Genomic DNA, 14,470 nt, shown 5'->3' with positions numbered 1-14,470 from the left:
CACGGGCCGCGCGCGCGTTCTCATGTCCGGGGGCGGGTGGTGGAGGCGCGTTCGACCAGGTCGACGCCGATGGTCACGGCCTTGCGCGGTTGTTTGCCCGTCTCGATCGCGCCGATGAGCATCCGCACGGCCGTGGCCGCCTTCTCGCCGATGTCCTGGGCGATCGTCGTCAGCTTCGGCGTGACGTACGCGCACAGGTCCAGGTTGTCGAAGCCGATCACCGACAGGTCGTCCGGCACGGTCGCGCCGCTGTCCGCGACCCCCTCCATGATGCCGATGGCGAGGATGTCCGCGGTCGCGAACACGGCCGTCGCCCGCGGGTGCGCGGCGAGCAGACGGCGGCCGACCTCCAGCCCGTCCGCGTGGGTGGTGTTGACCGTCTCGATGAGGCTGTCGTCCCAGGTCAGGCCCGCGTCGGCGAACGCGTCCAGGAAGCCCTCGAACCGCTGGTGCACCACGCCGACGTCGGAGAACGCCGGGCCCGCGAACAGGATCCGGCGGTGGCCGAGGCCGAGCAGGTGCTCGGCGGCGAGCTTGGCTCCGGCGAAGTCGTCCGCGCGGACGCCCGTGGTGATCCGGTTCTTGGAGTAGCTGTCGACGGCGAGGACGCGGACCCCGCCGATCGTGGCCTTGGTCAGCCGGTCCAGCTCCTCGTCCAGGAACCCCAGCAGCACCGCGCCGTCCAGGCTCCACGACTGGAGCGCCTCGGTCACCTCGTCCGGGTGGGCGATGCCGCGCAGCAGCAGGTGGTAGCCGCGCTTGCGCAGCTCCCGCTCGATCTGGCCCGCGATGGCGACGTTGTGCGGGCTGATCATCATGCTGTCCTCGTCGGCCGCCGGGACCAGCAGCCCGATCAGCCGCGACGACTTGGCCGCGAGGCTGCGCGCCGACGCGCTGGGCACGTACCCGCGTTCGGCGACGATGCGCCGCACGCGCTCGATCGTCTCCGGCGAGACGCGGGCCTTGTTGCCGTTGACGACGTTCGACACGGTCATCATGCTCACGCCCGCCTCGTCGGCGATGTCCCGCAGGGTGACCCGCACCTGTCGAACTCCTCTCGTCGGCATCCCAGGATACGACGCCCCCGGTCGGCGCCCACCGTTGACAGGGTGCCGGGGGTCACACTACCGTCCGACTAGGTGGAGCGCTAAACCTGGTTCGCGGATCGAGCGGCCGGAGCGTCCACAGTGACCAGTCGACTGGGACGGAGCTTCGTGAGCACCAGCACCTCGACCTTTGCCCGCAACGCTTCCACCGGGTCCGCCGGGTGGTGGCGCACCGCCGTCATCTACCAGGTGTACCCGCGCAGCTTCGCCGACGGGAACGGGGACGGCACCGGCGACCTCGCCGGTGTCCGCTCCCGGCTGCCCTACCTCGCCTCCCTCGGCGTGGACGCGCTCTGGTTCACGCCCTGGTACTCCTCCCCGCTGGCCGACGGCGGCTACGACGTCGCCGACTACCGGGCGATCGACCCCGCGTTCGGCACCCTGGAGGAGGCCGAGGCGCTGATCGCCGAGGCGGCCGCGCTGGGCATCCGCACGATCGTCGACATCGTGCCCAACCACGTGTCCGACCAGCACGAGTGGTTCCGGGCCGCGCTGGCCGCCGAGCCCGGATCCCCTGAGCGGCAACGGTTCTGGTTCCGCGAGGGCGGTGGCCCGGACGGTGCGGAGCCGCCGACGGACTGGGTGTCGAGCTTCTCCGGGGGCACCTGGACGCGAACGACGAACGCCGACGGCACGCCCGGCGAGTGGTACCTGCACCTGTTCGCGCCGCAGCAGCCGGACCTCAACTGGAACCACCCGGACGTGCGGCGCGAGCACGAGGACGTGCTGCGGTTCTGGTTCGACCGCGGGGTGGCGGGCATCCGGATCGACTCGGCCACGATGCCGGTCAAGGACCCCTCGTTCCCCGCGCTGGTCGGCGAGCAGCGGCCCGGCGAGCACCCGTTCGTCGACCGGGACGAGCTGCACGACATCTACCGCGGGTGGCGGGCGGTCGCGGACTCCTACGACGAGCCGCGGATGCTGGTCGGCGAGATCTGGCTGGCGGACCAGCACCGGTTCGCCCGCTACCTGCGGCCGGACGAGATGCACACCGCGTTCAACTTCGACTTCATGATGCGGCCGTGGGACCCGGCGCAGCTCCGCGCCTCCATCCAGTCCACTGTGGAGGCCCACCGGCCGGTCGGGGCCGCGCCGACGTGGACGCTGTCGAACCACGACGTGACCCGGCCGGTCACCCGCTACGGGCGGGAGGACAGCTCGTTCGGCTTCGCGCAACGGCGGTTCGGCATCCCGACGGACCCGGCCACCGGTCAACGCCGAGCGCGCGCCGCGGCGCTGTTGACCGGGGCGCTGCCGGGGTCGCTGTACCTGTACCAGGGCGACGAGCTCGGCCTGCCCGAGGTGGAGGACCTGCCGCTCGGCGCGCTCCAGGACCCGATGCACTTCCGGTCCGAGGGTGTCGACCCCGGCCGCGACGGCTGCCGCGTGCCGCTGCCGTGGACCTCCGAAGGGGAGTCGTTCGGGTTCGGCGACGGCGGTTCCTGGCTGCCGCAGCCCGTGGGCTGGGGCGCGTTCGCCGTGGAGTCCCAAGAGGACGATCCCGCCTCGATGCTCTCTTTGTACCGCAAGATGATCGCGATCCGGCGGGCCGAACCCGCGCTGCTGGTCGAGGCGTTCGACTGGCTGGGGTCCGAGGACGGCGTCCTCGCGTTCCGGCGCGGCGACGACCTCGTGTGCCTGGTGAACCTGGGCCCGGCCGCGACCCCGCTCCCCCCGCACACCTCCGTCCTGCTCGCCAGCGGCGACCTCGACGGCGACCGCCTCCCCACCGACACGGCCGTCTGGCTGCGTTCCTGAAGTCTCCTTTTGGAGGGACGATGAAGTCCATCGCTGTTCTGGCGGTCGCCACCGCCGTGCTGGCCGCGTGTTCCGGTGGTGGCGCGACGAGCGCCGACGGGAAGACCGTCGTGAACGTCTCGCTCGACCCCGGTCTCGAACAGGGGGCGATCGACGCTTTCAACGCCCGTGTGGCGGCGTTCGAGTCGGCGAACCCGACGATCGACCTGGTGCCGCGCGAGTACAAGTGGGACGCCACTACGTTCACCACGCAGCTCGCGGGCGGCACGCTGCCGGACGTGTTCACCGTGCCGTTCACCGACGGGCGGGGGCTGATCGAGCGCAAGCAGATCGCGGACATCAGCGGGCAGGTCGCCGCCCTTCCGTACGCCGGGAAGTTCTCGAAGGAGGTCGCCAAGGCCGGGTCGACCGACGACGGGAAGATGTGGGCCGTGCCGATCGCCGCGCACGGGCAGGCGTTGCACTACAACCGGACGCTGTTCACCCAGGCCGGGCTCGACCCGGACAAGCCGCCGACGTCGTGGGACGAGATCCGGGCGGAAGCGAAGCGGATCTCGGAGAAGACCGGGCAGGCCGGGTTCGCGATGATGACCAGCGGCAACACCGGCGGCTGGATCGCGACGACGCTGGCGTACGCGTTCGGCGGCCGGACCGAGCAGCTCGACGGCGACCACGCCAAGTCCACCGTGGACAGTCCCGAGATGGTGAAGGCGCTCCAGGCCGTGAAGGCCATGCGGTGGGACGACAACAGCATGGGCGCGAACTTCCTGTACGAGTGGGGCACCATCAACCAGGACTTCGCCGCGGGCCGGATCGGCATGTACGTCTCCGGCGGCGGCAACTACGGGTCCCTCAAGGCGCAGAACGCGATGAAGCCCGAGGACTACGGCGTCGCGGCCCTGCCGCTGACCGGTGGCGCGAACGCCGGGGTGCTCGGCGGCGGCACGCTCGCGGCCGTCAGCGCGAAGGCCCCCGAGCCGGTCAAGGCGGCGGCGGTGAAGTGGATCGACTTCTACTACCTGGAGAAGCTGACGACCAAGGACGCGGCCGTGGCGGACGCGAAGACCACCGCGGACTCGGGGCAGGCCGTCGGGTCGCCGGAACTGCCGGTGTTCGACAAGGCCGCGTTCGACGAGCGGATGACGTGGATCGCGCAGTACGTCAACGTGCCCGTCAAGCAGATGACGCCGTACACGGACAAGATGTTCGACCAGCCGCTCGTCCCGGAGCCGACCCGCTCCACCCAGCAGGTGTACGCGCTGCTCGACCCGGTGGTGCAGTCCGTGCTCACCGACCGCGGCGCCGACATCCCCGGCCTGCTGAACGGAGTCCAGACGCAGGCGCAAGCGCTGCTGGACAAGAAGTGACCGCGCCGCCGGCGGTCGATCGGCGGCCTGCCCCGGTCGTGCCTCCGCCCGCACCGGTGAAGCGCCGGGTCAGGCGGGTGCGGGGTGGTGGCCTGGGCACGGTGGTGTTCCTGCTGCCGATGCTGGTCGTGTTCGGGCTGTTCTCCTGGGCGCCGATCGTGCAGTCGGTGGTGATGAGCTTCCAGGAGACGAACCTGGTCACCGCGCCGACGTTCGTGGGGCTGGACAACTTCCGGGCCGTGCTGGCCGATCCGCTGCTGTGGACGGCCGTGCGGAACACCCTGTGGTTCGCCGTCCTGGCCCTGCTGCTGGGCTACCCGATCCCGTTGGTGGCGGCGGTGCTGATGAGCGAGGTGCGGCGGTTCAAGGGGCTCTACAGCACGTTGGCCTACCTGCCGGTGGTGATCCCGCCGGTGGTGGCGGTGCTGCTGTGGAAGTTCTTCTACGACGCCTCGCCGCACGGCGTGTTCAACACGCTGCTGGGTCTCGTCGGCGTCGGGCCGGTGCCGTGGTTGCAGGACGCGAGCACGGCCATGGTGTCGCTGGTGATCGAGGCGACCTGGGCCGCGGCGGGCGGCACGGTGATCATCTACCTGGCCGCGCTGACGAGTGTTCCGCCGGAGTTGTACGAGGCCGCCGAGATCGACGGCGCGTCGGTGTGGGGGAAGGTCTGGCACGTGACGATCCCGCGGCTGCGGGGTGTCCTGCTGATCACGTTCATCCTCCAGATCGTGGGGACTGCGCAGGTGTTCCTGGAGCCGTTCCTGTTCACCGGAGGCGGTCCGGCCAACTCCACCACCACGATCCTGTTGCTGATCTACAACTACGCCTTCGCCAACAGCCTCGGTGGCGACTACGGCTCCGCGACCGCGCTGAGCCTGATGCTCGCCGTGGTGCTGGGCGTCCTGTCCGCCGTCTACTTCCGGCTCACCCGGTCCTGGAGCGCGTCATGAGCGACCGCGGAGTGCTCTCGTCGTTCGACTGGCGGCGCGGCCGGGTGCGCGGCACGGCCCGCGTGGTGCACACCGTCCTGCTGGTGCTGCTGTTCCTCGCGGGCCTGGGTCCGGTGCTGTGGCTGGCGAAGTCGGCGATCACGCCGACGCAGGACACCCTGCGCGACCCGCTGGCGCTGTGGCCGCACGGGTTCGACTTCGCGAACCTGGCCACGGCGTGGACGCGCGTGCAGATCGACAAGTACTTCCTGAACACGGTCCTCATCGCGGCGGGCGCGTGGCTGGTGCAGCTGCTCGTCGCGACGACGGCCGGGTTCGCCCTGTCCGTGCTGCGGCCGCGCTACCGCAAGGTCCTGACGGGCGTGGTGCTGGCGACGCTGTTCGTGCCGTCGGTGGTGCTGCTGGTGCCGCTGTACCTGACCGTGGTCGACCTGTCGATGATCAACACGTTCTGGGCGGTCTGGCTCCCGGCGGGCGCGAACGCGTTCAACATCCTGCTGGTCCAGCGGTTCTTCGACAACCTGCCCCGCGAGGTGTTCGAGGCCGCGCGGGTCGACGGGGCGGGCCCGTTCCGGCTGTTCTGGTCGGTCGTGCTGCCGATGTCCCGGCCCATCCTCGGGGTGGTGTCGGTGTTCGCCGTCATCGCCGCGTGGAAGGACTTCCTCTGGCCGATGCTCGTCCTGCCCGACCCGGCCGTCCAGCCGCTGTCGGTGCGGCTGCCCGCGTTGCAGCGCTTCATCGAGCTCGACGTGTTCCTCGCCGCGCTCGCCATCTCCACGGTGATCCCTGTCGCCCTGTTCCTCGCCTTCCAGCGCCTCTTCCTCAACGGTGGCGCGCTGTCCGGCGCGGTCAAGGGCTGAGCCCCCAACGGAACGGATGAGAACGTGAAGACACCCAGGCGCCACGGACGTCGCCTCGCCACCCTGCTGGCGCTGACCGCGTTGGCCCTCTCCCCCGTGGTCGACGCGCACGCCGCGACCACCCGCGTCGAAGCCGAGCGCGCCACGCTCTCCGGTGGCGCGGTCACCGCGACCGACCACCCCGGTTACAGCGGCACCGGCTTCGTCGGCGGTTTCACCGACGGCAACAAGGGCAACGCCAGGGCGGCCTTCCCCGTCACCGTCACGGCGGGCACGTACTCGCTGGTCCTGGGCTACGCCAACGGCACCGGCTCGACCAGGACGTTGACCCTGACCGTGGACGGCGGGGCCGCGCGGCAGGTGTCCCTGCCCGCCACGGCGAACTGGGACTCCTGGGGCACTTCCGGCACGAGCGTGACGCTGGGCGCGGGCTCCCACTCGATCGCCTACACCTTCGGTTCGGCCGACAACGGCAACGTGAACGTCGACTACCTCGACCTCGTTCCGTCCACTCCGGACAGCGGCTCGCTGAAGGAGGCCGAGAACGCCACCTTGTCCGGCGGGGCGTTCGTCGCGAGCGACCACCCCGGCTACACCGGCTCGGGGTTCGTCGGCGGCTACACCGACGGCAACAAGGGCAACGCGCGGACCACCTTCCAGGTGACCACGACGTCCGGCGGCCAGTCGTTGGACCTGAGGTACGCCAACGGAACCGGTACGGCGATGACCCTGTCGCTCTACGTCGACGGCGCGAAACAACGGCAGGTCTCGTTGCCCGCCACGGCGAACTGGGACACCTGGGGCACCGCGTCGGAGACCGTGACGCTGTCCGCCGGCACCCACTCGGTCGCGTACGCCTTCGACAGCGCCGATTCCGGCAACGTGAACCTGGACAGCCTCGCGGTGACGCCGGTCGTCGTGGCACCGCCCGCCGGTCCCGGCGAGGCCGAGTCGGCGTTCCTCTCCGGCGGCGCGACCGTCGCCACCTCCACGTCCGGCTTCAGCGGGTCCGGCTACGTGACCGGCTTCGGCACGGCCGGGGCCCGCGTGGTCCGCACGGTCGCGATGCCCGCCACGGGCACGGCGACCGCCACGATCCGCTTCGCCAACAGCAGCGGGGCCTCGCGCACGCTCGCCGTGTCGGCCAACGGCCGTGACGCGGGCACCGCCACGCTCACCTCGGGCACCGGCTGGCGCACCACCACCGTGTCCGTGCCCCTCCGGGCGAACTTGAACACCCTGGCGCTCATCGGGACCGGCGGCGACGTGCTCGTCGACAGCGTCCTGGTCACCGGGGAGACCGCCGTGGCCACGCGCGGCGCGACCGTGCCGTACACGCAGTACGAGGCGGAAGCGGGCAGCACCACGGGAACCGTGCTCGCGGCGAGCCGGGAGTTCAAGACCGTGCAGTCGGAGTCCAGCGGCAGGCGCGCGGTGCGCCTGACCACGGGGCAGTCGGTCAGCGTCACGCTCACCAAGCCCGCCACCGCGATCGTCGTCCGCTACTCGCTCCCGGACAGCGCGGACGGCGCGGGCCAGACCGCCCCGCTGGCCGTCTACGCCAACGGGACCAAGAAGCAGGACTTGAGCCTCACGTCGGCGTACAGCTGGGTCTACGGCGCGTACCCGTACACCAACAACCCCGGCGAGGGGAACGCCCACCACTTCTACGACGAGGTCCGCGCCCAGCTCGGCGACCTCCCCGCGGGCACGGTCCTCAAGCTGCAGAAGGACTCCGGCTCGGCCGCGTACGTCGACGTCGACCTGATCGACGCCGAGGTCGTCCCGGCCGCGGCCACCGCTCCCGAGGGCGCGCTGAACGTCACGGCCTACGGCGCGGTGCCGAACAACGGGTCGGACGCCACGGCGGCGATCCGGTCCGCCGTCGCGGCCGCTTCGGCGCAGGGCAAGCCGCTGTTCATCCCGGCGGGCACGTTCCGGATCACGGCGGCCATCAGCGTCGCCAACGTGCGGATCTTCGGCGCGGGCCCGTGGCACACCGTCATCCAGGGCACGGCCAACCGCGGCGGGTTCTTTGCCACCGGGAGCAACGTCACCCTCGCCGACCTGGCGATCTACGGTGACGTGCGCTCGCGGCTGGACAACGCGTCCGACACCGGGATCGAGGGCAACTTCGGCACCGGGTCGCTGGTGCAGAACGTCTGGATCGAGCACACGAAGACCGGGATGTGGCCGGACTCCGGCACGAACGGCCTGTACGTGGTCGGGGCGCGCGTCCGCGACACCTTCGCCGACGGCGTGAACATCCACGCCAAGGACGGGCCGACCACGAACGTCCGGGTCGACCAGTCGTCGTTCCGCAACACCGGTGACGACGCGCTGGCGATGTTCTCCGAGGGGCAGCCGGTGACGAACGGCGCGTACACGTTCAACACCGTCCAGGTTCCGCTGCTGGCCAACGGGATCGGCGTCTACGGCGGCACCGGCAACCGCGCCGAGGACAACCTGGTCGCCGACACCGTGACCGCCTCGGCGGGCATCGCGATCAGCACCAGGTTCAACCCGACGCCGTTCACCGGCACCACGTCGGTCCGCCGCAACACGCTGACCCGCACGGGTGGTTACGAACCGAACTGGGGCTCGCAGCTCGGCGCGCTGTGGATCTACGCCGACACCAAGGACATCACCGCGCCGGTCGTGGTGTCGGACATGACGATCACCGACAGCACCTACCAGGGCCTACTGCTCAGCTACCAGAAGACGATCAGCGGGATCAGCTTCGACCGCGTCACGATCAGCGGCGCGGGCACGTACGGGATCGAGCTGAACGCGGCGGGCAGCGCGTCGATCTCGAACACGACGGTCTCCGGCGCGGCGTCCGGCGGCCTGCTCAACTCCACCGGCTACACGCTGAACCGGGGCAGCGGGAACTCTGGCTTCTGAGTTCTCCCGTGGGCCACCCCGATCTCGGGGTGGCCCAAGGCGGCGTGGTGGTGCTCGGCCGGTAGCGACGCGGCTAGCAGGCCGCGGGGACGTCCCGGTCGATCACGAACTCGCCGAGCACGCCCGTGATCTCCAGGGGGCGGAGGACTCGGCGTGGGGTGGCGACCAGGCGGAACGCGGCGTTCTTGGCGTGGCAGGCGTCGCGGAGGTCGAGCAGGGTGCGGATGCCCGCCGAGCCGAAGAACGTGAGGCCCGCGCAGTCCAGGCACACCGTCGTCGGCGCGGTCGCGAGTGCTCGGTCGCCCGCGTCCAGCACGGCCTGCGCCGTGTCGCTGTCCAGTTCTCCGCGCAGCACGACCACGGCGCTGTCGCCTTGGCGTCGCACCGTCGTGCCGAAATCCGAAATCTTCACGAACCACGTCCCCGACCGGTCAAGTCCGACTTACCTGTCCCCGGCTGTCTGCTCAACCACGTCCGAGAGTAGCCCTGTCGGGAGGCTCCTGTCCGATCGGATCGGTTCAGCCACGCGGGCGTCCCGCATGATCCTCACCACCAGCGGGAACAGGTCGCGGCTGCGCCGCCACAGCCACGGCACGCCTTTCACCAGCAGCCACGCCGCGTGGTGCAGCGGGGTGATCCGCACGCCCCCGACGCACTCCTGGCTGACGGCGGGGGTGCCGAGGATGCCCGCGAACGCGGCCGCCAACCGGCGATGCCCCAGCTCGGAGGGGTGCAGGCGGTCGACGCTCCACGTCTCCAGGTCGTACGCGCCGGGCAGGCGGTCGAGGTCGACGCAGCCGATGCCGTGCCGGGCCACGACGGCGTCGACGACGGCGTTCAGCTCGGCGATGCGGTCGGAGAGGGCCCGGCGGAGGGTGCCGGGGAGGCGGAAGACGCGGCCGTGGTCGTGGAAGCGGACGGTGACGACGGCCGCGCCGATGTCACGGAGCGCGCCGACGACGTGGTCGAGGTCCTGGTGGAGCTTGGCCGGGTCGAAGTCGGAGCGCAGGGTGTCGTTCATGCCCGCCAGCACGACGACCGCGTCCGGTCGGGCCGCGAGCGCGGACGGCAGCTGCTTGGTCCGCAGGCAGCCGATCCTGGCCCCGGCGAAGGAGAAGTTGCGGTAGTCGGCGAAGGACTCGCCCAACAGCGGCCCGAAACCACGCCAGCCGCCGCGAACGGGGTCACCGATGCCGACGGAGGTCGAGTCACCCAGCACCACGAGGGTTCGCACGGGGCAACGATCGCGCAGGCGGATGACCTGCGGGGAACGCCGTGGCGAACGCCTTGTGCGGGCTACCGGAACGCCCGGTGCGGCCCGCCGGGAAAGCGATTCCCAGGACCGAATCGGACAGTCCGACAGCCTCGGAGACCGGCGAGCGGTTACCGGAACGCCGGGTACAGCTCCAGCCGCGTCGCCTTCTCGCCGTACCGCTCGACCAGCGCGGCCACGACGGCGTCCGCGTGCTCGACGATCGCGGTCGCGCCCAGCGACGCCGCGTCGGTGCGCAGCCGCACCCACCGGGACGTCAGGATCGTGCTGCGGGGCGGGGCGTCCTGGCCGCGGTGGCCGCTCTGCTCGGTGGCCGTCAGCTTCGGCAGCGCGCGCCACGTCGACAGCCACACCCACAACAGCTGCGACTCCAGCAGCCGCGGCAGGAACACCGCGTCGTCGTCCAGGTCCGGCCACACCGAGCCGACCTCGGCGCGCCACGCGGCGACCATCGCCTCGGACATGCCCGCGGGCAGGCCGTAGGCGCACCAGCAGGACGGGAACGGGACGCGCAGGCAGGCCGCGTCGAAGACGATGTCGCGGACGCAGCCGCCCTCGAAGTCGAGGAACCGCACGCCCTTGCTGGTCACGAGGTGGTTGTCCGGGCAGGACGTGGACGGGCTGAACGCGCGGCGGCGGGAGGAGACGAACCCCTTCACGGCGGCCGCGGCGAAGTCGCGGGCCTTGCCGGAGGTCTCGACCTCCAGGACGCGTTCCAGCAGCTCCGGCAGCCCGTCCCTGGCGGCGTGCACGTCGACGGCCACCGGGTCCTGGCAGCACTGGGTGCCCTGGCGGCGCATCAGCGCGTCGAAGTCCGCGTCGCGGCCCGCGGTGGTGGCGTGCAGCCTGCCCATCGCGTGCGCCCACGACAGCAGCCCGCGTTCGGCGGCGCGGGCGTCCTGGCCGAGCAGCTTGTCGGCCAGGCGCGGGGCCTTGCCGAGGTCCTCCAGCACGACGAGGCGCTTGCGGATGTCGTGCGCGACGAGTTCGGGGGTGAGCCGTTCCTCCGACGGGAGCGCGGTCAGCAGTTGGTGGCTGACGGTCTCGTGGGCGAACGGGTCGCGGTCCGCCGCTGCGGGCGGGTAGCGCTTCACGACCAGGGTGCGCGGCAGGGAGAACGGGGTCGCGGCGACGCGGACGCGGACGACGACGGACCGGCCTGCTCCCCCGAGGTCCTCGGGATCGGCAAGCCTGATCTGTGCCCCGAACCGCCCGCTCAACACGGACTGCGCGGCCGCCACTGCCTCATCGATCTCCGGCGTGGCAGCGTTGTCGACGTCCGGTGAGCCGGCGGTGATCTCCACGCTCATCCCCTCCGACCCTACTCCGAGTGCGTCGTGCCGTGTGGTTGGCGGAAGTCGGCCGGGCATCGTGACGGTAGTGCCCAGCCGGTTATGACCACCACTACTTGTTGGTAACGGCTTCGAACGATACGAGATGCGGACCCGTCATCCCGTCGACAACGGCCTACCGGGTTCGCCGGTCCTGTTCTTGCGGCTCCGCAGGGCCAGGACCAGCGACGCCGCCACCACGATGCCTACCAGGTTGACCACGAGCTGTCCCGCGGACTGGGCGAACCGCTCCCACTCCCCGAGAACCGCGGCGACGGCGGCGTAACCCGCCGCCGGAACGGTGGTCACCGAGATGAAGACGCCGACGAGCGCGGCCGACTTGGCCGACGTCATCGACAGCATCCCGGCCGCGCCCGCGAGCAGCGCGACGATCAACGAGAACGGGCCGACGGTGAACACGAAGTCCACCTCGTGCGCGTCCAGCACCGCGTTGCGGTCGAACAGCCCGGCGAACGAGCCGAGCTGCGCGCCGATGGCCGTGACCAGCAGCGCGAGCGGGAACCCGACCGCGAGCGCCGCGGTCGCGCGCTTGACCAGGTCCCAGCGCCGCAGGACGAGGCCGACCGCCATCGCGGCGAGCGGCCCGAACTCCGGGCCCACGACCATCGCGCCGACGATCGTGACCGGCGAGTTCGTCACGACGCCGACCGCCGCCAGCAGGCACGCGATGGTGAGGAACGCCAGGAACGTGGCGTTGAGCCGCGACTCCTCGCCGGTGCGGGACAGCAGTTCGTCCCACACCACGGCGTCCGCGCCCTCGCCCGGCGCGGCGATCTCCGCGCGGTCCGCCGCGTCGGAGAGCGCCGTGTCGATCTGCTCCAGCGTCACGCCGCCCTGCTTGTCGATGCCGAGCGCGCACAGGGCGGCCACCACCTCGTCGGTGGCCTCCCGTGCGACGTCGGCCTCGACGACGTCACCGGCGGGTTCGATCGCCGCCCCGCGCAGCAGCACCACGTGCGTCGCGCCGGGGTGTTCCTTGAGCACGGCCAGTACCCGGTCGGTGACGTCGACCGGGCTGACCGCGCGCAGGTGGAGCACCTACTTGTCGGAGGCGGACTTGTCGACCGGCGGCTTGGCGTCCACGCCGGCCTCCTTGCGCTGCAACGGGGTGATCGGGGCCGGGGCCGCGGTCAGCGGGTCGTAGCCGCCGCCGGACTTCGGGAACGCGATCACGTCGCGGATCGAGTCCGTGCCGGACAGCAGCATGGCGATGCGGTCCCAGCCGAACGCGATGCCGCCGTGCGGCGGCGCGCCGAACTTGAAGGCGTCGAGCAGGAAGCCGAACTTCTCCTGCGCCTCCTCCGGCCCGATGCCCATCACGCTGAACGCCCGCTGCTGCACGTCCGCGCGGTGGATACGAATCGAGCCGCCGCCGATCTCGTTGCCGTTGCAGACGATGTCGTAGGCGTAGGCCAGCGCGTTGCCGGGGTCGGACTCGAAGTTGTCCAGCCACTCCGGGGTCGGCGAGGTGAACGCGTGGTGCAGCGCGGTCCACTTGCCGCCGCCCACGGCGACGTCGCCGTCCTTGAGCTTCTCTGCCGACTCGAACATCGGGAAGTCCACGACCCACACGAACGACCAGGCGTTCTCGTCGATCAGGCCGACGCGGGACGCGATCTCCACGCGGGCCGCGCCGAGCAGCGAGCGAGCGCCGTCCGGGTCGCCGGCGGCGAAGAACACGCAGTCGCCGGGGTTCGCGCCGACGGCCTTCGCGAGGCCCTCGCGCTCGGCCTCGGACAGGTTCTTGGCGACCGGGCCGCCGAGCGTGCCGTCCTCGGCGACGAGCACGTACGCGAGGCCGCGGTGGCCGCGCTGCTTCGCGAACTCCTGCCAGCCGTCGAGCGTGCGGCGGGGCTGGTCCGCGCCGCCGGGCATGACGACCGCGCCGACGTACGGGGCCTGGAAGACCCGGAACGGGGTCTCCTTGAAGTAGTCGGTCAGCTCGACCAGCTCGACGTCGAAGCGCAGGTCGGGCTTGTCCGAGCCGTACTTCGCCATGGCCTCGGCGTAGCTGATGCGGCGGAACGGCTGGGGCAGCTCGTGGTCGGCCAGCTCCTTCCACAGCGCCGAGATGATCCGCTCGCCGAGCGCGATCACGTCGTCCTGCTCGACGAAGCTCATCTCGATGTCGAGCTGGGTGAACTCCGGCTGGCGGTCGGCGCGGAAGTCCTCGTCCCGGTAGCAGCGGGCGATCTGGTAGTACCGCTCCATGCCGCCGACCATCAGCAGCTGCTTGAACAGCTGAGGTGACTGCGGCAGCGCGTACCAGGAGCCGGGGCGCAGGCGCGCGGGCACCAGGAAGTCGCGGGCGCCTTCGGGGGTGGAGCGGGTGAGCGTCGGGGTCTCGATCTCGACGAACTTCTCGGCGTGCAGCACCTCGCGGGCGATGCGGTTCGCCTCGCTGCGCGCGCGGATCGCCTTGGCGGGGCCGCTGCGGCGCAGGTCGAGGTAGCGGTGCTTGAGGCGGGCCTCCTCGCCGACCTCGAGGTGGTCGTCGAGCTGGAACGGCAGCGGGGCGGACTCGTTGAGGACGTCCAGCTCGGTCGCGTAGACCTCGATCGCGCCGGTCGGCAGGTCCGGGTTCGCGCTGCCCTCGGGGCGCGCGGTCACGTCGCCGACGATCTTCACGACGAACTCGGAGCGCAGGCGGTGCGCGCGCTCCGCCATCTCGCCCTCGCGGAACACGACCTGGGCGACACCGGAGGCGTCGCGGAGGTCGATGAAGATGACCCCGCCGTGATCGCGCCTGCGGGCCACCCACCCGGTCAGGGTGACGGACTGCCCGGCGTGCTCGGCCCGGAGCGTCCCGGCCTCGTGCGTGCGCATCACGGGTGCTGCTCTCCTCATGCTCGTCTAGCTGACTGGCGACTGGCAGTCAAGGCTAGCCAACAGCTCCG

11 protein-coding genes are annotated in these 14,470 nt (G+C 71.3%); 5 read left to right on the top strand and 6 right to left on the bottom strand.

Going from position 1 to position 14,470, the window contains the following annotated elements:
- Positions 1-20 precede the first annotated feature (20 nt).
- Positions 21-1,043, bottom strand: a complete 1,023-nt coding sequence (locus ACFWW9_RS00825; RefSeq protein ID WP_390370289.1) for a LacI family DNA-binding transcriptional regulator — start codon at positions 1,041-1,043, stop codon at positions 21-23.
- 171 nt (positions 1,044-1,214) lie between these two features.
- Between ACFWW9_RS00825 and ACFWW9_RS00820 the strand changes: the two genes are divergently transcribed.
- Genes ACFWW9_RS00820 through ACFWW9_RS00800 form a run of 5 tightly spaced genes read left to right on the top strand, consistent with a single transcriptional unit; the run spans position 1,215 to position 8,948 of the window.
- On the top strand, positions 1,215-2,864 hold the full coding sequence (locus tag ACFWW9_RS00820) for a glycoside hydrolase family 13 protein (RefSeq protein ID WP_390370288.1): 1,650 nt from the start codon (positions 1,215-1,217) through the stop codon (positions 2,862-2,864).
- A 20-nt stretch (positions 2,865-2,884) separates the two neighbouring features.
- Positions 2,885-4,231 (top strand): ABC transporter substrate-binding protein, encoded by a 1,347-nt coding sequence (locus ACFWW9_RS00815; protein ID WP_390370287.1) that lies wholly within the window; start codon positions 2,885-2,887, stop codon positions 4,229-4,231.
- On the top strand, positions 4,228-5,184 hold the full coding sequence (locus ACFWW9_RS00810) for a carbohydrate ABC transporter permease (protein WP_390370286.1): 957 nt from the start codon (positions 4,228-4,230) through the stop codon (positions 5,182-5,184). Before ACFWW9_RS00815 ends, ACFWW9_RS00810 begins: the two co-directional genes overlap by 4 nt.
- Positions 5,181-6,044 (top strand): carbohydrate ABC transporter permease, encoded by an 864-nt coding sequence (locus ACFWW9_RS00805; protein WP_390370285.1) that lies wholly within the window; start codon positions 5,181-5,183, stop codon positions 6,042-6,044. Before ACFWW9_RS00810 ends, ACFWW9_RS00805 begins: the two co-directional genes overlap by 4 nt.
- Positions 6,045-6,068: 24 nt before the next feature.
- Complete coding sequence (locus ACFWW9_RS00800; RefSeq protein WP_390370284.1) at positions 6,069-8,948, top strand: CBM35 domain-containing protein; 2,880 nt, start codon at positions 6,069-6,071, stop codon at positions 8,946-8,948.
- A gap of 73 nt (positions 8,949-9,021) precedes the next feature.
- Here ACFWW9_RS00800 and ACFWW9_RS00795 read toward each other — a convergent pair whose 3' ends face one another.
- From ACFWW9_RS00795 to aspS, 5 genes are all read right to left on the bottom strand, one after another.
- Positions 9,022-9,360: an STAS domain-containing protein gene (locus tag ACFWW9_RS00795; RefSeq protein ID WP_390370283.1), complete on the bottom strand. Its 339-nt coding sequence runs from the start codon at positions 9,358-9,360 to the stop codon at positions 9,022-9,024.
- A gap of 30 nt (positions 9,361-9,390) precedes the next feature.
- Positions 9,391-10,182 carry an SGNH/GDSL hydrolase family protein gene (locus tag ACFWW9_RS00790; RefSeq protein WP_390370282.1) on the bottom strand — a complete coding sequence of 264 codons (792 nt, stop codon included), beginning with the start codon at positions 10,180-10,182 and terminating at the stop codon, positions 9,391-9,393.
- 149 nt (positions 10,183-10,331) lie between these two features.
- Positions 10,332-11,531, bottom strand: coding sequence for a hypothetical protein (locus ACFWW9_RS00785; RefSeq protein WP_390370281.1), 1,200 nt, complete (start codon positions 11,529-11,531; stop codon positions 10,332-10,334).
- Positions 11,532-11,669: 138 nt separating this feature from the next.
- The gene (locus tag ACFWW9_RS00780; protein ID WP_390370280.1) at positions 11,670-12,611 is read right to left on the bottom strand and encodes a DUF389 domain-containing protein; all 942 of its coding nucleotides are present in this window, start codon (positions 12,609-12,611) and stop codon (positions 11,670-11,672) included.
- Positions 12,612-14,402 carry an aspartate--tRNA ligase gene (gene aspS / locus ACFWW9_RS00775; protein WP_390370279.1) on the bottom strand — a complete coding sequence of 597 codons (1,791 nt, stop codon included), beginning with the start codon at positions 14,400-14,402 and terminating at the stop codon, positions 12,612-12,614.
- Positions 14,403-14,470: the final 68 nt, after the last annotated feature.

This window comes from Umezawaea sp. NPDC059074 (assembly GCF_042738955.1).
Classification (GTDB): Bacteria; Actinomycetota; Actinomycetes; order Mycobacteriales; family Pseudonocardiaceae; genus Umezawaea.
Note: the sequence above shows the minus strand (reverse complement) of the source record. Positions and strands in the feature narration are given on the sequence as shown.

Bases quoted from the DNA above. Each gene is read 5' to 3' on its own strand.
- ACFWW9_RS00785 (WP_390370281.1), bottom strand. From the start codon at position 11,531: ATGAGCGTGGAGATCACCGCCGGCTCACCGGACGTCGACAACGCTGCC.
- ACFWW9_RS00815 (WP_390370287.1), top strand. From the start codon at position 2,885: ATGAAGTCCATCGCTGTTCTGGCGGTCGCCACCGCCGTGCTGGCCGCG.
- ACFWW9_RS00805 (WP_390370285.1), top strand. From the start codon at position 5,181: ATGAGCGACCGCGGAGTGCTCTCGTCGTTCGACTGGCGGCGCGGCCGG.